Origin of the sequence: Pseudomonas paracarnis, assembly GCF_904063055.1 — a bacterium.
In the GTDB taxonomy this organism is placed as follows: Bacteria; Pseudomonadota; Gammaproteobacteria; order Pseudomonadales; family Pseudomonadaceae; genus Aquipseudomonas; species Aquipseudomonas paracarnis.
Genome location: NZ_CAJFCN010000006.1, coordinates 85,032 through 104,129, shown reverse-complemented (window position 1 = coordinate 104,129; position 19,098 = coordinate 85,032). Strand labels below are relative to the sequence as shown.

Below are 19,098 nucleotides of genomic sequence, written 5' to 3'. Positions count from 1 at the left end.
CCACTCGGCACCTCGCTTAGGCTCGGTGTGCCCGAACACAGTCTTGAATCCGTGGGCCGCCGCCACGCGCCATCCATGGCGCGGGGCGGCTAACCCGGCGTCCTGCCGGGTTAGCCACAAATTCAAGCCTGCGTTCGGCCAGCGTGGTTTAACGGGGCGCCTGAGATCAAAAGCAGAGCAAGATCAAGATCAAGAGCGGCTCGCTTCGCATCGTGGTTACCGTTGGGTGGCAGATTTGAGGTCTTTGTCGATTGAACCGCCGCCATCGCAGGCAAGCCAGCTCCCACTTCTTGATCTGTGTACTTCAATCAATTTTCTCCAGCCACAGACTTTTCCTGTTCCCCAAAGGTCAACATCCTTCAAGCACCTTGACCCAGGAGATTCTCCCAAATGACCGCCCCCAAAGCCCTGTTGATCCTCCACGGCAAACAAGCCCTCAACGAGGATGTGCGCGCTGCCGTGCTGGCCCGGCGTGAGCAGGGTGGGGAGCTGGCCGTGCGGGTGACGTGGGAGGGCGGTGATGCCCGGCGACTGGTCAATGAAGCGCTGGCCGCGGGGTACACCCATATCATTGCCGGCGGTGGCGACGGCACCTTGCGCGATGTGGCCGAAGCCATGGCCCATGCCAACACCGACGCCAGCCTGGTGCTGATGCCCCTGGGTACCGCCAATGATTTCGCCAAGGCCGCCGGCGTGCCGTTGGAGCCGGCTGGCGCCCTGGCTTTGCTGGACGTGCCGCCCAAGGCGATTGACCTGGGCCAGGTCGGTGGGCAAATCTTCCTGAACATGGCCACCGGTGGTTTTGGCAGCCAGGTCACGGCCAACACGTCCGAAGACCTGAAGAAGGTCCTGGGCGGTGCCGCGTACCTGTTTACCGGTTTAACCCGCTTCAGTGAATTGAAAGCCGCCTACGGTGAATTGGAAGGCCCGGATTTCCATTGGAAAGGCGAGTTGCTCGCGCTGGGCATCGGTAACGGTCGCCAGGCCGGTGGCGGGCATGTGCTGTGCCCCGGTGCATTGGCTGATGACGGGCTGTTGGATGTCAGCATCTTGCCGGCGCCTCAAGAGGTGGTCGGCACGTTGCGTGAGTTGATGAACAACGGCTGGGGCCTGGACACCATGTTCGTGCGCGCACGCCTGCCCTGGGTGAAGATCAAGGTCGCACAAGGCTTGTACATCAACCTCGACGGCGAGCCGCTGGAAGGCGACGACCTGCACTTCGAGGTGCTGCCCAAGGCCCTGCGCGTGCACTTGCCGCTGGGTTCGCCGTTAGTCGTCCAGGCTGATGATCTGCTCACGCACGGCAAATAACACCAGGCCCGCCACGTCAAAAATCTGCAAGCGCTTCATGATCTGCGAGCGGTGGGCTTCGACAGTCTTGATGCTCAGGCCCAGGCCGTGGGCAATTTCGCGGGTGGATTTGCCGCGCACGATCAAGCGCAGGATTTCCAGTTGCCGCGCCGTCAGGCTGTGGCTGTGGGCGACAGGCGCGCTGGGGGCCTGGCTACGGATCAGCGCCTGGTTGATCACTGTGTGGGCGATGGCGGGGCTCAGGTAGCGTTCGTTGTTACGCAGGGCCAGCAGGGCATGTTCCAGCTCGTTGGCGGTGGTGTCCTTGAGCAGGTAGCCGTGGGCACCGGACTCCAGTGCGCGCATGATCAGGTCCGGCTCGGTGTGCATCGACAGAATCAGCACCTTGCACGTGGGGTAAAAACGCTTGAGTTGCTGCAAGGCATCCAGCCCGCCGGTGTGCTTCATCGACAGGTCGAGCAGCACGATATCTGGCTGCAAGGCACTGTATTGCTCCAGTAGTTGCGCGCCATCGCTGGCTTCGCCGATGACGCTGTAGCCGGGAATATCCAGAATCAGCGCGCGCACGCCGGCGCGAATCAGTGCATGGTCGTCTACCAAGAGTAAATTGCAGGTCACTCGAGAACCTTAGGGGCGCTGGCCCGTTCGAGAGCGCGGGGCGCCCAAGGGAAAAGTGCGTTGATGCGTGTACCTTTGCCGGGCTCGCTGCTGACGGAAAAGGTGCCTCCCAGTTGGTGTGTTCGTTCGCACATACCGGCCATGCCCCGTTGGCCTTCCCGGCCCGGATCGGGGGCAGGCAAGAACCCCTGGCCGTCATCGCAGATTATCAACGACAAGCCTTCAGGCAGGCGTTGCAGACGCACCAGCAGGTTGCGAGCCTTTGCATGGCGAAGCATGTTGGTCACCGCTTCCTGAGTGACGCGAAAGGCCGCCACGGCCATTTCTTCGGGGATGCCGGTGAGCCGTTGCTGGCACTCCAGGCTCCAGCACACCTGGGTGTTTTCCAGGGTCTTGAGCAGGTGCGCGCGCAGGCTGGCTTCCAGGCCCAGGCTGGTCAGTTGGCGCGGGTTGAGGATGGCACAGACGTCACGCACCTTGGCCAGGGTTTCATTGAGCGTATTGCACAGCACCGAACAATGGTTTTGCAGATCCTGGGGCAGGCGGCGCTGCAGCCATTCACTTTGCAGCTTGGCGGCTGTCAGTAGCTGGCCGATGTCGTCATGCAGTTCGCGGCTGAGTCGGTGACGTTCGTTCTCCTGAACTTGCAATAAGCGGGCGGCCAGTTCCTGAGGCTCGAACTTGATGGCTGTGCGCGAACGCCACTGTTGCAGCCCGACCACCATCAGCGTGGCGAGGTTGAGCAGCACGATCAGCAACGGCAGTGGCGCGTCCAGCAGATAGACCCACAGGCTCGCCACCAACGAGCACAGGCATAGCGAAAGGGTAAGGCGGCGTGCGTGGCTGGGGGACACGGACCTGGCGATAAGTGACTTGAAACTGGCGTACATAGCGGATGGAGCCAATGAGGGTTCACTGCGGGGAGGCCGGTTGACCGGGCTCTGTTTGGAGTGCGCTGCCAAATCGTTTTTAAGCCTGTTGAAGTTAAATCACTTCGGGGGGCGCATAGTAACACCCCTATTAGCGTTGGTCGTCTGATTGGGTTTATGGCCCACGCGAATACTCTGGGCAGGCACCCCAGAGTTCAACATGGAAAGTTGTATTAACAAAGTTGGTTTGTATCGTTATTGCATTGATAGCTAATTGATATTTATTGTGCGCGCCGATCATGCTGCGGAGTGTATTGGGGGGCTTTTTGCGGGATCTGCAAGCTGACCGCCTCAATCAGCGACGACTGCTCTTCTTCATCCAGACTAAGCTTGCCAGTACGGATATCGATCAGTTCCAGTTGCCAGGCCAGTAGCGTCAAGCAGTCATGCAAGGCATGCAGCGCCTGGTCATGCAATTGCACCGGGCTCACGGCATTGGCAATCAAGTATTGAATCTGCCGAGAGAACTCGCTAATGGCCTGCAATGCGAGGCAGTCTGCGCTCTCGGCGAGCTTGTTCAGGCTGGCTTTCATGCAGTCGATAGCGTCACTGTCGTTTCGAATCAAATGCAGGTGGTTCAAGCACTCTTCTGACCTGATCAGCAGCTTTTCAGCCTCGTGCAGGAACTCGGGAAGTGCAGATTGCCACTCGTTACCGTCGTTCATCATGCAGGTCTCCGCAACGTAGGGTCGGATGATGAGATGTCGCACCGGGTGAATGACGTAAAACTAGCGCTGAAATACGGCTCGGACTTGTAGGTCGATTCTGATAATCCAGTAGGACGTTTAGCGAAGTGCTCACGAAAGTCGTATGTAGCCCCGGTTGTACGGGATGACACGACTTCAGTTGCCGATACGTGAGTGCCTGAAAGGCCCGTGGGCCAAGGGCTGGGGATGGCAAACAAAAGCCTGACTCCATTCATGCAATGAGAATGGCGTCACATTAATGGCTATTAGATATCGCGAATATCAGGTTGGGCCTGATTGCGCATAGGGGAATCCCCTATGTGGTGGAACTGCACGTCAATTCGACTGTCGCGCAAGGCGGCTTGAAAGAGCATCAGGGGCCTAGGCAGTAAAGCATGATGTCAGTGTGACATCAATGGATTTACATGGCATTTTATTCGGGTCAAGGTCCGGCGCTTGCCGCCGATAACGTGCTTATACAGTTGCACACCCTTTCAACGCGCCTGCGGCGTGTACACCAGGAGCTTTTAATGGCCGGCATTCTCGACACGGTAGATCAACGCACGCAATTGGTGGGTGAGAATCGCCTGGAAATTCTCATGTTCCGCCTCTTCGGGCGGCAGTTGTTCGCGATCAACGTGTTCAAAGTGCAGGAAGTGCTGCAGTTGCCCAAGCTGACCCTGATGCCCCAGCGCCACCCGTTCGTGTGTGGGGTGGTCAACCTGCGTGGCCAGACCCTGCCGGTGATCGACCTGTCCCAGGCCATCGGTATGCGTCCTTTGGTGCCGGGCCCCAACAGCACCATTATCGTCACCGAATATAATCGCTCGGTGCAGGCGTTCCTGGTGGGCGGCGTCGACCGCATCGTCAACATGAACTGGGAAGCCATCCTGCCGCCGCCGACCAGCGCCGGTCGCCAGCACTACCTCACCGCCATCAGCAAGGTCGATGAGCAACTGGTGGAAATCATCGACGTGGAAAAAGTCCTCGCCGAGATCGTGCCCTACAACGCCAAGGTCTCCCGGGACAAACTTGAAGACCCGGTGCTGGAGCGTGCCCGTGGCCGCGAAGTGCTGCTGGTGGATGACTCCAACGTGGCGTTGTCGCAGCTGCGTGACACCCTGGGCCAGTTGGGTGTGAAGATGCACATTGCCAGCGACGGCCTCAAGGCACTGAACATGCTCAAGGCCTGGGCTGACAGTGGCCAAGTCATGACCGACAAACTGCTGATGATCTTTACCGACGCTGAAATGCCCGAGATGGATGGCTACCGCCTCACCACCGAGATCCGCAACGACCCACGCCTGCGCGGTCTGTACGTGGTGATGCACACCTCGCTGTCGGGCAGCTTCAATGATTCGATGGTCAAGAAGGTCGGCTGCGACAATTTCCTCTCCAAATTCCAGCCGGACAAGCTGGTGGACGTGGTGCGCCAGCGACTGATGTTGGACGAAATGCCCGCCTGACTTTAGGATGACACTTTGTTTCCTAGGAAGGCAGGCCCATGCTGCGTCTCAGCGCGTTGTACCGTTACCCCTTGAAGTCCGGCAAGGCCGAAACTTTGCAGCAGATTGGGCTGGATAAACTCGGGTTGGACGGGGATCGACGCTGGATGCTGGTGGATGAAGCCAGCGGGCGGTTCCTGACGCAGCGGGCCGTGGCGAAGATGAGCCAGCTCTCGGCGTTGTGGAACAGCAGCGGGGGCCTGACCCTGAGCTCGCCGGGCTACGCGCCGCTGGATGTGGCATTGCCGGGCAGCGCCAGCGAACTGCGCGGTGTGACCATTTGGCGTGACACTCTGCGCGTGCCGGATGCTGGCGATGAGGCCGCGGCCTGGGTCAGCGCGTTCATTGGCAAGCCGACGCGCCTGGTGCAACTGCCCCTGGAACGTGCGCGCACCACCGAAGCCGGTTATGGCAAGGATGACGACAAGGTCGGCTTCGCTGACGGCTACCCGTTGCTGTTGATCGGCCAGGGCTCCCTCGACGACTTGTGTGTAAAGATCGGCCGCCCGATGGAGATGCTGCGTTTTCGTCCCAACCTGGTCATCGAAGGCGCCGAGGCCTTCGCCGAAGACGGCTGGAAGCGCTTGCGCATCGGCGATATGGAGTTTCGGGTGGTCAAGCCGTGTTCGCGGTGCATCCTCACCACCATCGACCCCCAGACCGGTGAGCGCAGCCCCGATCGCGAGCCCTTCACGACACTGGAAACCTACCGCAAGACCGAAAAGGGCGCGATGTTCGGCCAGAACCTGGTCAACGATGGCATCGGGCGCCTGGAAGTCGGCATGCCGGTAACGGTGTTGGAATAAAAAAAGCCCGTCTGGTGGGAGACGGGCTTTTTTGTGTGCCGGGTACCGCTTAGCCGCGGTATTCACACAGGTAGGCGGTGTCCACCGCAACCTTCAATTGGAACTTGCTGTTGGCCGGTACGTGGAACTGACTGCCGGCGGCGAAGGTTTCCCAGTCGCTGCTGTCAGGCAGCTTCACGGTCAGGGCGCCGGAGACCACGTGCATGATTTCACGTTGGGCGGTGCCGAATTCGTATTCACCCGGAGCCATCACGCCGATGGTCGCCGGCCCTTCTGCGGTGCCGAAAGCGATCGACTTGACGGTGCCGTCGAAGTACTCGTTGACTTTGAACATGGGTGAATCCTCGGAAAAGATGGATGCTTACGCTCATCACTGCAGGCGCGGGCTTCTGTGGCGAGGGAGCTTGCTCCCGTTGACTGCGTAGCAGTCCCCGTTTTTTGGGGGCGCTTCGCACCCCAGCGCAAGCAAGCTTGCTCGCCACAGGATTTCGTTGGTGCAGGTGGGTAGCAACAAAGGAAAATGGCTGGCCAGTATGCCCAAGGCTGCAAGCGCTGCCTAGACCGGCAAAATCAGTGGCAGCAGGCGCGCGGTGTTGCGTGCATCCTCCAGGGCGCGATGCTGCTGGCCATTGAACTGCATTCCGGCCAATTGCAGCGCACCATTGAGCCCCAGCGGCTTGTCCAGGCGCCGGGCCTTGGCAAAGCGTTGCTTGAGGTTCACATGCGGCGTGTCGCCCAAGGCGCTGGAGAGGCCATGGCGCTGCCACTCCAGCTCAAGCTGCACGCGATCATAGTCACCCCAGCTGGCCCAGCCTTCCAGGCGTGGCTGATGTTGGCCCAGCCAGCGCTCGAACAGCGGCCACACCTCGGTGATCGGCGCGGCCATGTCGATATTGGCCTGGGTGATATGGGTGAGTTTGCGGCAAAAGGGTGTCAGCAATGGCCGGCGCAAGGGCCGCACAAAGCGCTGGAAGTGGTCCAGTTCGCGGCCCTGGCGGTTGACCAGGCTGGCACCGATCTCGATGACTTCCATCTCCGTCACGGGCCAGCCGCCGTCATCCGTTGTGGCTTCAAGGTCAATAATCAGCCAATGAGGCATGTGCAGGTTCCCGTACTCGTCCCTTCCTGATGGGGATAGAGCGTAGCCCGGCCCTGTAGTTCCGCCTAGGGGCGTTATTCGATCTCCAGCAAAACCTGACGGTTGCGCACCTGATCGCCCGTCATGACGCGCATCTCCTTGACGGTGCCATCGATGCCGGCCTTCAACGGGTGCTCCATTTTCATCGCTTCGAGCACCAGCAACAGTTGGCCTTTGCTGACGGCCTCACCGACGCACACCCGTATATCGACGATGGCGCCGTCCATGGGCGCCTGGACCGTACCGCTGCTGGCGTCGGCCTGGCGGCTGGCGACTTGCTGGGTGCGGTCGGTGACGGTCAGCCCTGGCAGCCATAGCCGGTTGCCGTCCAGGTGATAGGCGGTGCGGCGGCGGATACCGTTGATGACCAGGCTGGCGTGGCGGCCGTCGGTGGTGAGTTGCAGGTCGTCAACGCTGACACTGTGGAGTTGGCCGTTGACCTCCAGGCGGTACGTGGCGGGGACATTCGCCGTGTTGCGCCAGCGCGCGAGTGTTTGGGGGTGCTGGTTGGCGCTGTGTTGATAAAACAGCGCGGCGGCCAGCGAGAGCTGTTCAGCGGTCGCCGTCTGCTGTGAGATGACGCTGAAGTGTTCGGCGATCAAGCCCGTGCTGAAGTCGCCGTTGATAAAGTCCGGGTGCTTGAGCAGGTCGATGAGCAAGCGCTGATTGGTCGCTACCCCCAGTAATACACTGTCTTCCACGGCCCGCAGCAGTTTTCGCCGGGCTTCTTCGCGGCTGGCGCCGTGGGCGATGATCTTGCCCAGCATTGGGTCGTAGAACGGGCTGACGGTTTGGCCTTCAAGCAATCCATGGTCGATGCGTACGCCGGGGGCTGGTTCCCAACGCAACACGTCACCGGTTTGCGGCAGGAAGCCCTGGGCCGGGTCTTCGGCGTACAGGCGCACTTCCATGGCGTGGCCGGTCAGGGTTACCTGTGATTGGGTGAGTGGCAGCGGTTGGCCGGCGGCGATCTGCAACTGCCAGTCCACCAGGTCGAGGCCGGTAATCATCTCGGTGACGGGGTGTTCGACTTGCAGGCGCGTGTTCATTTCCAGGAAATAGAACTGGCCGTTGCGGTCGAGCAGAAACTCCACGGTGCCGGCACCTACATAGTTCACCGCCCGCCCGGCCTTGAGCGCGGCTTCGCCCATGGCCTGGCGCAGATCGGCCGTCATCACGGGGCAGGGCGCTTCTTCAATGACTTTCTGATGGCGGCGCTGGATCGAACAGTCGCGCTCGCCGAGGTAGATGAGGTTGCCATGGCTGTCGCCGAACAGTTGCACTTCCACGTGGCGCGGGTCGATCAACGCCTGTTCGAGGATCAACTCGTCGCTGCCGAACGCATTCATGGCTTCCGAGCGTGCGGTGCGCAGTTGCTCCAGCAGCTGTTCGCGCTGATGCACCAGACGCATGCCTCGTCCACCGCCACCGGCGCTGGCCTTGATCATCAGCGGGAAGCCGATGCGTTCGGCTTCCTGTTGCAGGGTGGCATCGTCCTGGGCACTGCCTTGGTAGCCGGCGATGCAAGGTACGCCGGCGTCGAGCATGGCGAGTTTGGACAGGCGTTTGCTGCCCATCAGTTCGATCGCTTCGGCGCTGGGGCCGATGAAGGTGAGCGTGGCCTGCAGGCAGGCGCGGGCGAAGTCGGGGTTTTCCGAGAGGAAGCCGTAGCCGGGGTGAATGGCGTCGGCGCCGGTCAGTTGGGCGGCGGCGAGGATGGCCTCTGTGTTCAGGTAGGACTGGTGGACGGGCGCCGGGCCGATGTGTACGGCTTCGTCGGCCATCTGCACGTGCAGGGCGTCGGTATCCGCGTCGCTGTACACGGCCACGGTGCGGTAGCCCAGGGCCTGGGCAGTGCGCTGGATGCGGCAGGCGATTTCGCCGCGGTTGGCGATCAGGATCTTGCTGAATGCGGGCATTGGGTTATCCCTTGATGAATGTGGCGTGTGTTGGGGCCTCTTCGCAGGCAAGCCAGCTCCCACATTTGAAATGTGTTCCCCTGTGGGAGCTGGCTTGCCTGCGATGGCGTCATCGAGACCAACTCGGCTTTCGCTTCTGCACAAACGCCTGCGTCCCCTCAACCCCTTCCTCACTCCTCACCGCCTCGGCAAACCACTGCGCCCCGCGATCCAGCACGGTCTCAAGGGGCTCATCCACACTGGCCAACAACAAGGCTTTGGTTCGTGCATTGGCCCCCGGCGCACACTGCAACACCTGCCCCAACACCTCATCCACCCGCTGCGCCAATGCCTGGGCGTCGTGCTCGACAAAATGCACCACCCCCAACCGCCCAGCCTCAATCCCATCAAACCGCGCCGCCGTCAGCGCCAGGCGCCGCGCCTGGGTCAAGCCAATACGCTTGACCACAAAGGGCGCAATCTGCGCCGGCAACAAGCCCAGGCGGGTTTCCGGCAAGCCGAATTGCGCCTGGCCCTGTGCAATCGCAATATCACTCACGCACGCCAGCCCGAACCCACCGCCCAGCACCGCGCCTTGCAGCACCACGATCACCACCTGCGTCAGCGCCTCCACCTCTTGCAGCAAGGTCCCAAACGCGCGGTTCAACGCTTGCAGTTGATCCCCCGCGCCGACCAGATCCTTCACATCGGCCCCCGCACAAAAATGCCCGCCCGCGCCGCTGATCACCACGGCGCGCACCTGGCTGTCCAACTGCGCCAGTACCGTACGTAGCTCTTTGACCATTTCAAGGCTCATCGCATTGCGGCATTCAGGCCGGTTGAGGGTGACGTGGAGCACGCCGTTGTGGGCTTCGAGCAGCAAGGTGTTCATGGCTTTTTACCGGGCAGGGTGCCCATCAGTTTGCAGATGATGCCCAGCATGATTTCGTCGGCACCGCCGCCAATCGACACCAGGCGCACGTCGCGATAGGCGCGGGCCACCGGGTTGTCCCACATGAAGCCCATGCCGCCCCAATATTGCAGGCAACTGTCGCTGACCTCACGGCCCAGGCGCCCGGCTTTGAGCTTGGCCATGGAGGCCAGTCGCGTGACGTCCTGGCCTTTGATGTATTGCTCGGTGGCCTGGTAGACCAAGGCGCGCAGGCATTCGATTTCGGTGGCCAGTTCCGCCAGGCGGAAGTGGATCACCTGGTTGTCGATCAGCGCCTTGCCGAAGGTCTGGCGCTCCTTGCAGTATTCGATGGTGCTGTCGATGCAGTACTCCAGGCCCTTGATCATATTGGCCGCGCCAAACAGGCGTTCTTCCTGGAACTGCAACATCTGCATCATGAAGCCCGCGCCCTCGTGGCCGATGCGGTTGCGTTGCGGCACGCGCACGTCGTCGAAAAACACCTGGGCGGTCTCGGAGCTGTGCATGCCGAGTTTTTCCAACGGCGGGCTGACACTGATGCCGGGGCTGTTCATCGGCACCATGATCAGGGATTTGTTGATATGCGGCTTGTCGTCCGAGGTGTTGGCGAGCAGGCAGATGAAGTCGGCGCTGGGCGAATTGGTGATCCACATCTTGCTGCCATTGATCACATAGTCGTCGCCATCCTTGCGCGCATGGGTCTTGAGCCCGGCCACGTCGGAGCCGGCACCGGTTTCCGAGACACCGATGCAGCCGACCTGTTCGCCGCTGATGGCCGGGCGCAGGAACTCTTCGCGCAGTTCATCGGAGCCGAAGCGCGCCAGGGCCGGGGTGCACATATCGGTCTGCACACCAATGGACATGGGGATGCCGCCGCAGCGGATGGTGCCGAACTCTTCGGCGGCGATGATGGAATAGCTGTAGTCCAAACCCATGCCGCCGAATTTTTCCGGTTTGGAGATGCCCAGCAGGCCGAGGTCGCCGGCTTTGCGGAAGATCTCGTGAATGGGAAAGCGCCCGGCTTTTTCCCATTCATCCACGTACGGGTTGATCTCGCGGTCGACGAAGGCGCGCACGGTGCGGCGCAGTTCCTGGTGTTCCTGGGTGAAGATCATTTTTATTGTTCTCCCTGTTGGGACGCGGAGCGTCCTGGTTTGCATTCCCACGCGGAGCGTGGGAACGATCACCCACGTGGAGCGTGGGAATGATCAGCGCGCCACGCCGAAGGTGTTCGGTTGCAGTTGCCGCAGTTCGGCTTCGTGACAGATATCCAGCAAAAAACCGAGCAAGGTGCGGGTGTCCCGTGGATCAATCAGCCCGTCGTCCCACAGGTTGGCGCTGCCGTAGAGGGCGGTGGACTGGCTGTCGAGCTTCTGCGCGGTGACCTGTTCGAGCATGTCGAGCACCTTGGGGTCGGGCACCAGGCCATCCTTGAGTTGCTTGGCCTCGGTGACAATGCGCAGCACCTTACCGGCCTGTGCGCCGCCCATCACTGCCGTGCGGCTGTTGGGCCAGGCGAAGATAAAGCGTGGGTCGAGGCCGCGGCCGCACATTGCGTAGTTGCCGGCACCGTAGGAGCCACCGACCACGATGGTGAGTTTAGGCACCCGGGCATTGGCCACCGCCTGGATCATCTTCGCGCCGTGCTTGATTACCCCTTGCTGTTCCGACTCGGTGCCCACCATGAAGCCGGTGGTGTTGTGCAAAAACAGCAGCGGCGTGCGGCTTTGGTCGCACAGCTGGATAAACTGCGCGGCTTTGCTCGCGCCCTTCGGCGTGATGGGGCCGTTATTGCCGATCACTCCCACGGCGCGCCCCTGGATATGCAGATGGGCACAGACGGTGTGGGGGTCGAACTCGCCCTTGAATTCCAGCAGGTTGGAACCGTCAGCCAGGCGCGCCAGGATCTCGCGCACGTCGTAGGGTTTTTTCGGGTCATCGGGGATCAGCCCCAACAGCTCTTCAATCGGATACAGCGGTTCGCGATAAGCGCGTTGTGGTGCGTGCGGCAAGCGATCATTCCAGGGCAGCAGGCCCACAATTTCACGCACGATGCGCACGCCGTCGGCATCGTCTTGGGCCAGGTACTCAGCGGTGCCGGCGGTTTGCGCGTGCATCTGCGCACCCCCCAGTTCTTCATCGGTGGCGACTTCGCCAGTGGCGGCCTTGAGCAACGGTGGCCCGGCGAGGAACAGCTTGGCCTTGCCGCGCACCACCACCACGTAATCCGACAGGCCCGGCTGATACGCACCGCCGGCCGTGGCCGAGCCGTGCACCACGGTAATCTGCGGCAAGCCCATGGCGGACATGCGGGCCTGGTTGGCAAAGCTGCGCGCGCCTTCGACGAAAATCTCGGCGGCGTAGTTGAGGTTGGCGCCGCCGCTTTCGGCGAGGGTCACCACCGGCAGTTTGTTCTCCATGGCGATCTGTTGCAGGCGCAGAGATTTCTTCAGCCCGGAAGGGGAAATGGTGCCGCCTTTGATCGCGCTGTTGTTGGCCACCACCAGCATGCGCACGCCGCTGACATAGCCGATGCCGGCGATCAGCCCGCCACCGGCGGCGCTGCCGTCCTTGTCGTCGTGGAGCTTGTAGCCGGCCAGGCTGGCCAGCTCCAGGAACGGCGCGCCGGGGTCCAGCAGCAGGTTGAGGCGCTCACGGGGCAGCAATTGGCCGCGCTTGTCGAACTTGGGCTTGGCTTCCTGGGCCTTGGCCAGCAGGCCGTGTTCCAGTTGGCGCAGTTGGGCGATGCACGCCAGCATGGCTTCACGGTTTTGCGCGAAGGCTGGGCTGTTGGGGTCGATCAGGGTTTCAATGGTTGGCATGGCGTTATTGCTCCGCCTTGAGCACATCCGGCAGGTAGGCGCGGTGGAACCCGTTGAACGGCTCGCTCGGCGCCTGCGCCTTGTGCAGCGGCCATGCGCGGCTGCCCAGGCTGGCGGCGCCGTCGATGCGCAGGGTGCTACCGCTGATAAAGGCCGCAGCCGGGCTGAGCAAAAAGACGATGGCCGCGCTGACTTCCGACTCGGTGCCGATGCGCTTGAGCGGTACAAGCTCACGCAGGGTGGGAATCACCGCCTTGAACGCGCCTTCGTAGGTGTCCATGCCGCTGGAGGCAATCCAGCCAGGCGCCACGGCGTTGACGCGCACCCCGGCATAGCCCCACTCAAACGCGGCGGTCTTGGTGAAGTTGTCCATGCCGGAGCGCGCCGCGCCGGAGTGGCCCATGCCGGGCATGCCGCCCCACATGTCGGCGAGCATGTTGACGATCGCGCCACCGTGCTTGCTCATCGACTGGTTGAACACTTCCCGCGCCATCAGGAAACCGCCCACCAGGTTGGTGCGCAGTACGGTTTCAAAGCCCTTCTGATTGATCGCCGCCAGTGGCGACGGGTATTGGCCTCCCGCGTTATTCACCAGGCCATGTATGGGGCCGTGGTCGTGCAGGATCTGCGTGACCAGCGCTTTCACCGCCTCTTCCTCACGAATGTCACAGGCATGCCAATGGGCCACGCCGCCATCTTCAGCCATTTCCGCCGCGACCTTCTGCAGTTTTTCTGGCTTGCGCCCCACCAGGATCACGCAGGCACCAAGGGCCGCCAGCTCATGGGCGGTGCAGCGGCCAATGCCACTGCCGCCTCCGGTGACAATCACGGTTTGCCCCTTGAACAGGTCGGCTTTGAAGATCGAGTCGAAGGCCACGGCGACGGTCCTTTAGGTGAGTTGGTCGGCAATGTGTTGCGGCACGGCGATGGGGATTTCCAGCAGTTGCTGAGCGAAGGCTTTGCCTTGCGGGTCGATGCGCAGGCTGGCGATACCGCCGCCGCCCAGGGCATTCTCCAGCAGGAAATTCAGGCTGTGGCTGCCGGGCAAATACCAGCGTTCGACGCGGCCATGGATCGGGTCGAGCACGTGGTCCATCCAGTCGACGATTACCTCCGGGGTCAGGGCTTCGGCGATCCACGGCAGGTAGTCAGGGTGGCGAGCGATCACGCCGATATTGCTGTGGTTGCCCTTGTCACCTGAGCGCGCCACGGCGAGTTTCACCAGCGGCACACTGGCATCGGCACGGCCCTCCGGCTTGGCCGGCTCGATGGGCACAGCCGGCGTGAGCAGAGGCGCGGAGGCGGGCAGCTCGACGGCATGACGTTGGTCTTGGTACTCGATGGCGACGCTACACCGTGATTTGTCGACCAGGAACGAAAACAGCCGAATCAGCGGATACACCGTCGGCCGCCCGCCCACAATGCCGGTCAGCCCCGGTGCCATGCCGGTGGCCGCCTGGGCGATCTCGCGAGCGAACAGTACCAGCGCCTGCTTGTTCGGATGCCGCACCGCCAGCTTCACCACCACTTCGCGGCAATCCGCACGCCGGGCGTGGGCGCCGTAGGTGGCTTCGCTGCCGAGCAGTTCGATGTTGACGTCGGTGTAGGGCGCCCAGCCGCGCTGGCTGAACAGCTCCGAAGTCTTGTTGATGAGCGCCTGGCTGACCCGCTCGGCCTTGGCCACCGCGTCGATGCCAGCGAGCAGGCAACTGGCGGTGCAGCGAAAGCCATCGGGGTAGGTGGCGCTGACCTTGTACTGGTCGGTGGGTGGCAGGCCCTTGGCGCCGTGCAGGCGCACCGCGTGTTTGCCTTGTTGCTGCAGTTTGACCTGGCTGAAATCGCAGATCACGTCCGGCAGCACATAGGCGCGCGGGTCACCGATTTCATACAGCAGTTGTTCGGCCACGCTGAGTTCGCTGATCAGCCCCCCGCTGCCTTCGACCTTGTTGACGGTGAACTGGCCGTCGGCGCTGACTTCGACGATAGGAAAGCCGATGTGTTCGTAGTCGGGCACGTCACGCCAGTCGGTGAAGTTTCCGCCGGTGCATTGGGCGCCGCATTCGATGATATGCCCGGCCAGGGCGGCCTGGGCCAAGTGATCGTAGTCCTGCCATGACCAATTGAGTTCATGCACCAGTGCCGCGCTGACCACTGCGCTGTCGACCACCCGGCCGGTGATGACAATATCAGCGCCGAGCCCCAGGGCCTGGGCAATGCCCGGTGCGCCGAGGTAGGCGTTGGCGGACACGCACAGGGGCGGCAGCGGGGCGCCGTTGTACAGGTCGGTGACAGGTGGCAGCTGTTTGAGTTGAGGGTGCAGGTCATCGCCGAGCAACACGGCGATTTTCAGCGGGATGTGGGCGTTATCGCAGGCCGCTTGCAGGGCGGCGGCGCAGGCTTGGGGGTTGATACCACCGGCATTGCTGATCACCCGGATGCCCTGGCGCTGGATATCCGCCAGCAGGGGTGTCAGCACCTCGACAAAATCCGTGGCGTAACCGGCCTTGGGGTCTTTCAGGCGGGCACCGGCGAGGATCGACATGGTGACTTCCGCCAGGTAATCGAACACCAGGTAATCCAAGGCACCGCCCTGCACCAGTTGGGCGGCGGCGGTGCAGGTGTCGCCCCAGAAGGCGCTGGCGCAGCCGATACGTACCGTCTTGCTCATGAGAAATCCTTCCTCCAAGGGCTGGTGCCGAGACTACCAAGCAAGCGCTTGGTTTGTAAACTCCAGTCACAAGTTTTACCCAAGCGCTTGCTTGGGTGGCAGTCACGGCCTAAATTGCCGGCCAAGACGACAGTAGACGTGAAGGAGAGCAGCATGGATGAGCACAAAGCCCTGGGGGTGATGCGCACCATGGTCGACAGTGGCCAATTGACCGACCCCGAGAGCGCCCGCGGCAAGTTGCTGCAAACCGCAGCTCATCTGTTTCGTAACAAGGGGTTCGAGCGCACCACTGTGCGAGATCTGGCCAGCGCCGTGGGCATCCAGTCCGGCAGCATCTTTCATCACTTCAAGAGCAAGGATGAGATATTGCGTGCGGTGATGGAGGAAACCATCCATTACAACACCGCGATGATGCGCGCTTCACTGGAGGAGGCGAGCACGGTGCGCGAACGCGTGCTGGCGCTGATCCGCTGCGAGTTGCAGTCGATCATGGGTGGCAGTGGCGAGGCCATGGCGGTGCTGGTCTACGAATGGCGCTCGCTGTCGGCCGAAGGCCAGGCGCACGTGCTGGCCCTGCGTGACGTGTATGAGCAGATCTGGTTGCAGGTACTGGGCGAGGCCAAGGCCGCTGGCTACATCCGGGGCGATGTGTTTATCACCCGGCGCTTCCTCACCGGCGCCTTGTCCTGGACCACCACCTGGTTTCGTGCCCAAGGCAGCCTGACCCTTGAGGAGTTGGCCGAAGAGGCCTTGTTGATGGTGCTGAAGTCGGACTGAGGCGCAAGTTATTAATTTGCTGGCGAAAGTTGTCTCCCCCAGTAAAAACGCCTAGCTTATCGGCATTGAACTCTTCAACGGTGTGTGCCTCGATGTTTTCGCCATGGCGGCTGGCTGCAGGACTTACTTTATGGGCACTGGGCACCGCCGCGCAGTTGGTGAGAATCGGCGCGGCGCATTTTCCGCCCTACACCGTACGCCCTGAACAAGGCGCCGACACCGGGTTGCTGCCGCAATTGGTCGAGGCGTTGAACGCTGCGCAAACCGATTACCAGTTTGTGGTGGTGCCTACCTCGATACCTCGGCGTTTTCGTGACTTCGAGCAAGGCCGGGTCGACATGGCGATCTTCGAAAACCCGTCCTGGGGTTGGCAGAATATTGCCCATACCAGTGTTGATATGGGGCTGGAAGATGCGGAGATTTTTGTCGCTCAGCGTCAGCCCGGTCGCGACCAGAGTTATTTTTCCGACCTCACCGGCAAGCGCCTGGCGGTATTCAGCGGGTATCACTATGCCTTTGCTGACTTCAATCCCGATCCCAAGAACATGGCCGAGCGTTTCAACGCGACGTTGACCTATTCCCATGACAGTAATCTGCTGATGGTTGCTCGTGGGCGTGCAGATATTGCGCTGGTTACCCGCTCGTACCTGAGTGATTTCATGGTGCGCAACGCGGACATGGCGGGGCAGTTTTTGGTGTCGGAGCGTATTGACCAGGTGTATCACCACTATGCGTTGTTGCGGCCAAAGACACCGATCACGGGGGAGGCGTTTTCGGCGTTGCTCAAGGGGCTACGCAGCAGTGGGCAGATGCTGAGGATTTTTGAGCCGTATCGTATTGATGTGACGCCACTGCCCTAGATCGCAGTAAATAAGATCCTTTGGGCTCAGTGGGGTCAACTGTGGGAGCTGGCTTGCCTGCGATGACGGCCTGCCAGCCGACACCTATCTACCTGACACCCCACAATCCAACTGTGGGAGCGGGCTTGCTCGCGAAGGCGGCCTGACAGGCGACACAGTTGGATTGTGTACATATCCATTCCTGCGGTAACGGCCACTTAGGGTTCCGCTCTGACAGCGGCTCACTTTTGAAAGGAGCCCAAAAGTAAGCAAAAGGCTCTTGCCCCACCACTCGGCACCTCGCTTAGGCTCGGTGTGCCCGAACACAGGCTTGAATCCGTGGGCCGCCGCCACGCGCCATCCATGGCGCGGGGCGGCTAACCCGGCGTCCTGCCGGGTTACCCACGAATTCAAGCCTGCGTTCGGCCAGCGTGGTTTAACGGGGCGCCTGAGATCAAGATCAAAAGCAGATCAAGAGCGACTCGCTTCGCATCGTGGTTACCGTGGGCCCTTACCCAGAATGTCCTCGCTGTGCTCAAACCCGCCGCGCAAACGTATCGCTATGACTGCCCGACACCTTGCGGCAATGCACCAGCGCATCGCGAATCATGAAGTTCACCAAGGTCGGCGACACCCCAAGCTCCTTGGCGATGTCTTTTTGCGGCACGCCATGCAAGCGGTACATCTCGAACGCGTAGCGGGTACGCTGGGGCAGTTGCGTCAGGGCGTCGGCGATGTTTTCCAGGGTGTTGAAATTGATGTGCGAGGTTTCCGGTGAAGCGCCGTGAATAACCACATTCAAGCCTTCCTCTTCGGTCCCGGAGTATTTGAGCTCCAGGGCCTGCTTGCGGTAATGATCGATCGCCAGGTTGCGCACGATCTGAAACAGATAACTCAGTTGGGCCTTGAACGATGAGGTGATGGTCGGCGCCGACTGCAGCCGGAAGTAGGCGTCCTGCACCACGTCTTCGGCGCGTGAGCGGCACCCGGTGATACGGGCCGCGATCTTCACCAGAATCAGTCGATTGTCGACGAACGCCTGGAGAAGGGGTGAATCGCACCTGCCTGTGGATACTGGTTCCGTCATGGAAATCACCTTGCTGCGAATAGGTTAGGGGAGGGCATCCCTGCTGAGGCCTCCTACATATCGGGCAACAAATTATGCTTAATGATAATGATTGTCAAATGAGAAGACGAACTAATCTTATGCCTTGGGCAAAGGTGTGAACCACGTCTCGCTCCCCCCCGGCGACTAATTATTTGAAGGCTCCGTCCGTTCTCATGGGTGACAGGTTCGTTAGTACAACGGCCAAGGATCAGCACCCGCAGGAGGACCAGATGGGTTTTTATCGTGCATTCAGCGTGTTTCAGTTCGGAGTCCTCGCGGGATGAGTGCGTCCCTGCGGCTGCGCCTGTTTTGCCTGCCCCACTCAGGCGCCAGCGCCTCGGTCTACGCCCGCTGGCGCCGGGTGCTGCCGGACTGGCTGCAAGTGTGCCCGCTGGAATTGCCGGGACGCGGCATGCGCATGGACGAGCCATTGCAGCGCGATATCAAGGCCTTGGCCGCGCAGCTTGCTGAAGAAATCAGCCGTGATCTGGATGGCCCCTATGCCTTGTTCGGCCACAGCCTTGGCGGGCTGTTGGCGTTTGAATTGGCTCACGCTTTGAACGCGCGCAATCTGCCTGCGCCCCTGGCGTTGTTCGCGTCCGGCACGGCGGGCCCGGCGCGTCGTGATGTGAGTGAGTACGCCGTCGAAAAGACCGATGCCCAACTGATTGCCCGCCTGCGCGAATTGCAGGGCACCGCCGAAGAAGCCCTGGCCAACCCCGAGCTGATGCAACTGATGTTGCCGATCCTGCGCGCCGATTTCCTGCTGTGCGGCAGTTTCACCTATGGCGAGCGCCAGCCCCTGGCGCTGCCGATCCATGTGTTCGGTGGCAAGCAAGACAGCGTGCGTGCCGACCAGTTGCTCGACTGGCAACTCGACGCTGCCAGTGGGTTTTCCCTGGACATGTTTGACGGCCATCACTTCTTCCTCGTGCAGCACGAAAGCGCCGTGCTGCGCTGCGTGCGTCGCTATGCCGACGAGCACTTGGCGCGCTGGCGCATTGGCGCGGCGCGGCAGCTCGTCGCCGGCTGAACCCCACCGACTTCCCGAATTTCCCGTAA

Annotated in this window: 18 protein-coding genes; 6 read left to right on the top strand and 12 right to left on the bottom strand. The window is 61.5% G+C overall.

Features of this window, described 5'->3' with window-relative positions:
• Window positions 1–390 precede the first annotated feature (390 nt).
• Window positions 391–1,311 (top strand): lipid kinase YegS, encoded by a 921-nt coding sequence (yegS, locus tag JMV15_RS14595; RefSeq protein WP_014719329.1) that lies wholly within the window; start codon window positions 391–393, stop codon window positions 1,309–1,311.
• Here yegS and JMV15_RS14590 read toward each other — a convergent pair.
• The 3 genes from JMV15_RS14590 to JMV15_RS14580 all read right to left on the bottom strand — a co-directional run bounded on the left by JMV15_RS14590 (window position 1,270) and on the right by JMV15_RS14580 (window position 3,526).
• Window positions 1,270–1,929, bottom strand: a complete 660-nt coding sequence (locus JMV15_RS14590) for a response regulator (RefSeq protein ID WP_014719328.1) — start codon at window positions 1,927–1,929, stop codon at window positions 1,270–1,272. The genes yegS and JMV15_RS14590 overlap by 42 nt on opposite strands.
• Entirely contained in the window at window positions 1,926–2,819 is an 894-nt protein-coding gene (locus JMV15_RS14585; RefSeq protein ID WP_014719327.1) for a sensor histidine kinase, read from the bottom strand. Before JMV15_RS14585 ends, JMV15_RS14590 begins: the two co-directional genes overlap by 4 nt.
• 260 nt (window positions 2,820–3,079) lie before the next feature.
• The gene (locus tag JMV15_RS14580) at window positions 3,080–3,526 is read right to left on the bottom strand and encodes a hypothetical protein (RefSeq protein WP_014719326.1); all 447 of its coding nucleotides are present in this window, start codon (window positions 3,524–3,526) and stop codon (window positions 3,080–3,082) included.
• Between the two features lie 548 nt (window positions 3,527–4,074).
• On the opposite strand from JMV15_RS14580, the gene JMV15_RS14575 reads away from it, so the two are divergent.
• Together JMV15_RS14575 and JMV15_RS14570 are read left to right on the top strand one after the other, a co-directional pair.
• On the top strand, window positions 4,075–5,010 hold the full coding sequence (locus JMV15_RS14575) for a chemotaxis protein CheV (RefSeq protein WP_003192887.1): 936 nt from the start codon (window positions 4,075–4,077) through the stop codon (window positions 5,008–5,010).
• A 38-nt stretch (window positions 5,011–5,048) separates the two neighbouring features.
• On the top strand, window positions 5,049–5,855 hold the full coding sequence (locus JMV15_RS14570) for an MOSC domain-containing protein (RefSeq protein ID WP_014719325.1): 807 nt from the start codon (window positions 5,049–5,051) through the stop codon (window positions 5,853–5,855).
• 49 nt (window positions 5,856–5,904) lie between these two features.
• On the opposite strand, the gene ppnP is transcribed toward JMV15_RS14570, so the two are convergent.
• From ppnP to JMV15_RS14530, 8 genes are all read right to left on the bottom strand, one after another.
• On the bottom strand, window positions 5,905–6,189 hold the full coding sequence (ppnP, locus tag JMV15_RS14565; protein WP_014719324.1) for a pyrimidine/purine nucleoside phosphorylase: 285 nt from the start codon (window positions 6,187–6,189) through the stop codon (window positions 5,905–5,907).
• A 222-nt stretch (window positions 6,190–6,411) separates the two neighbouring features.
• Complete coding sequence (locus tag JMV15_RS14560) at window positions 6,412–6,954, bottom strand: exonuclease domain-containing protein (protein WP_014719323.1); 543 nt, start codon at window positions 6,952–6,954, stop codon at window positions 6,412–6,414.
• Window positions 6,955–7,028: 74 nt separating this feature from the next.
• A complete protein-coding gene (locus tag JMV15_RS14555; RefSeq protein WP_201491696.1) occupies window positions 7,029–8,912 on the bottom strand; it encodes an acetyl-CoA carboxylase biotin carboxylase subunit in 1,884 nt (627 codons plus the stop codon).
• A 109-nt stretch (window positions 8,913–9,021) separates the two neighbouring features.
• A complete protein-coding gene (locus JMV15_RS14550; RefSeq protein WP_102666530.1) occupies window positions 9,022–9,783 on the bottom strand; it encodes an enoyl-CoA hydratase/isomerase family protein in 762 nt (253 codons plus the stop codon).
• Entirely contained in the window at window positions 9,780–10,937 is a 1,158-nt protein-coding gene (gene atuD / locus JMV15_RS14545) for a citronellyl-CoA dehydrogenase (protein WP_073454666.1), read from the bottom strand. The genes JMV15_RS14550 and atuD overlap by 4 nt, the downstream gene beginning before the upstream one ends.
• A gap of 93 nt (window positions 10,938–11,030) precedes the next feature.
• Window positions 11,031–12,644 (bottom strand): geranyl-CoA carboxylase subunit beta, encoded by a 1,614-nt coding sequence (gene atuC, locus JMV15_RS14540; RefSeq protein ID WP_014719319.1) that lies wholly within the window; start codon window positions 12,642–12,644, stop codon window positions 11,031–11,033.
• 4 nt (window positions 12,645–12,648) lie between these two features.
• The gene (locus JMV15_RS14535) at window positions 12,649–13,521 is read right to left on the bottom strand and encodes an SDR family oxidoreductase (protein WP_201491694.1); all 873 of its coding nucleotides are present in this window, start codon (window positions 13,519–13,521) and stop codon (window positions 12,649–12,651) included.
• Between the two features lie 12 nt (window positions 13,522–13,533).
• The gene (locus JMV15_RS14530; protein ID WP_014719317.1) at window positions 13,534–15,312 is read right to left on the bottom strand and encodes an acyclic terpene utilization AtuA family protein; all 1,779 of its coding nucleotides are present in this window, start codon (window positions 15,310–15,312) and stop codon (window positions 13,534–13,536) included.
• Window positions 15,313–15,465: 153 nt separating this feature from the next.
• Between JMV15_RS14530 and JMV15_RS14525 the strand changes: the two genes are divergently transcribed.
• Both JMV15_RS14525 and JMV15_RS14520 read left to right on the top strand, forming a co-directional pair.
• Window positions 15,466–16,089 (top strand): TetR/AcrR family transcriptional regulator, encoded by a 624-nt coding sequence (locus JMV15_RS14525; RefSeq protein ID WP_014719316.1) that lies wholly within the window; start codon window positions 15,466–15,468, stop codon window positions 16,087–16,089.
• Between the two features lie 92 nt (window positions 16,090–16,181).
• Window positions 16,182–16,949, top strand: coding sequence for a substrate-binding periplasmic protein (locus JMV15_RS14520; RefSeq protein WP_201491692.1), 768 nt, complete (start codon window positions 16,182–16,184; stop codon window positions 16,947–16,949).
• Window positions 16,950–17,463: 514 nt separating this feature from the next.
• Here the strand turns inward: JMV15_RS14520 and JMV15_RS14515 are convergent.
• The gene (locus JMV15_RS14515; RefSeq protein ID WP_014719314.1) at window positions 17,464–18,015 is read right to left on the bottom strand and encodes an RNA polymerase factor sigma-70; all 552 of its coding nucleotides are present in this window, start codon (window positions 18,013–18,015) and stop codon (window positions 17,464–17,466) included.
• A 301-nt stretch (window positions 18,016–18,316) separates the two neighbouring features.
• Here JMV15_RS14515 and JMV15_RS14510 point away from each other — a divergent pair, with 301 nt between their 5' ends.
• Window positions 18,317–19,069, top strand: coding sequence for a thioesterase II family protein (locus tag JMV15_RS14510; protein WP_201491689.1), 753 nt, complete (start codon window positions 18,317–18,319; stop codon window positions 19,067–19,069).
• Window positions 19,070–19,098 lie beyond the last annotated feature (29 nt).

Excerpts from the sequence above, each read along its gene's own strand:
- JMV15_RS14525 (WP_014719316.1), top strand. The coding sequence starts at position 15,466 with ATGGATGAGCACAAAGCCCTGGGGGTGATGCGCACCATGGTCGACAGT.
- atuC (WP_014719319.1), bottom strand. The coding sequence starts at position 12,644 with ATGCCAACCATTGAAACCCTGATCGACCCCAACAGCCCAGCCTTCGCG.
- JMV15_RS14585 (WP_014719327.1), bottom strand. The coding sequence starts at position 2,819 with ATGTACGCCAGTTTCAAGTCACTTATCGCCAGGTCCGTGTCCCCCAGC.
- JMV15_RS14575 (WP_003192887.1), top strand. The coding sequence starts at position 4,075 with ATGGCCGGCATTCTCGACACGGTAGATCAACGCACGCAATTGGTGGGT.
- JMV15_RS14580 (WP_014719326.1), bottom strand. The coding sequence starts at position 3,526 with ATGATGAACGACGGTAACGAGTGGCAATCTGCACTTCCCGAGTTCCTG.
- atuD (WP_073454666.1), bottom strand. The coding sequence starts at position 10,937 with ATGATCTTCACCCAGGAACACCAGGAACTGCGCCGCACCGTGCGCGCC.
- JMV15_RS14550 (WP_102666530.1), bottom strand. The coding sequence starts at position 9,783 with ATGAACACCTTGCTGCTCGAAGCCCACAACGGCGTGCTCCACGTCACC.
- ppnP (WP_014719324.1), bottom strand. The coding sequence starts at position 6,189 with ATGTTCAAAGTCAACGAGTACTTCGACGGCACCGTCAAGTCGATCGCT.
- JMV15_RS14530 (WP_014719317.1), bottom strand. The coding sequence starts at position 15,312 with ATGAGCAAGACGGTACGTATCGGCTGCGCCAGCGCCTTCTGGGGCGAC.
- yegS (WP_014719329.1), top strand. The coding sequence starts at position 391 with ATGACCGCCCCCAAAGCCCTGTTGATCCTCCACGGCAAACAAGCCCTC.
- JMV15_RS14510 (WP_201491689.1), top strand. The coding sequence starts at position 18,317 with ATGAGTGCGTCCCTGCGGCTGCGCCTGTTTTGCCTGCCCCACTCAGGC.
- JMV15_RS14555 (WP_201491696.1), bottom strand. The coding sequence starts at position 8,912 with ATGCCCGCATTCAGCAAGATCCTGATCGCCAACCGCGGCGAAATCGCC.
- JMV15_RS14520 (WP_201491692.1), top strand. The coding sequence starts at position 16,182 with ATGTTTTCGCCATGGCGGCTGGCTGCAGGACTTACTTTATGGGCACTG.
- JMV15_RS14560 (WP_014719323.1), bottom strand. The coding sequence starts at position 6,954 with ATGCCTCATTGGCTGATTATTGACCTTGAAGCCACAACGGATGACGGC.
- JMV15_RS14570 (WP_014719325.1), top strand. The coding sequence starts at position 5,049 with ATGCTGCGTCTCAGCGCGTTGTACCGTTACCCCTTGAAGTCCGGCAAG.
- JMV15_RS14515 (WP_014719314.1), bottom strand. The coding sequence starts at position 18,015 with ATGACGGAACCAGTATCCACAGGCAGGTGCGATTCACCCCTTCTCCAG.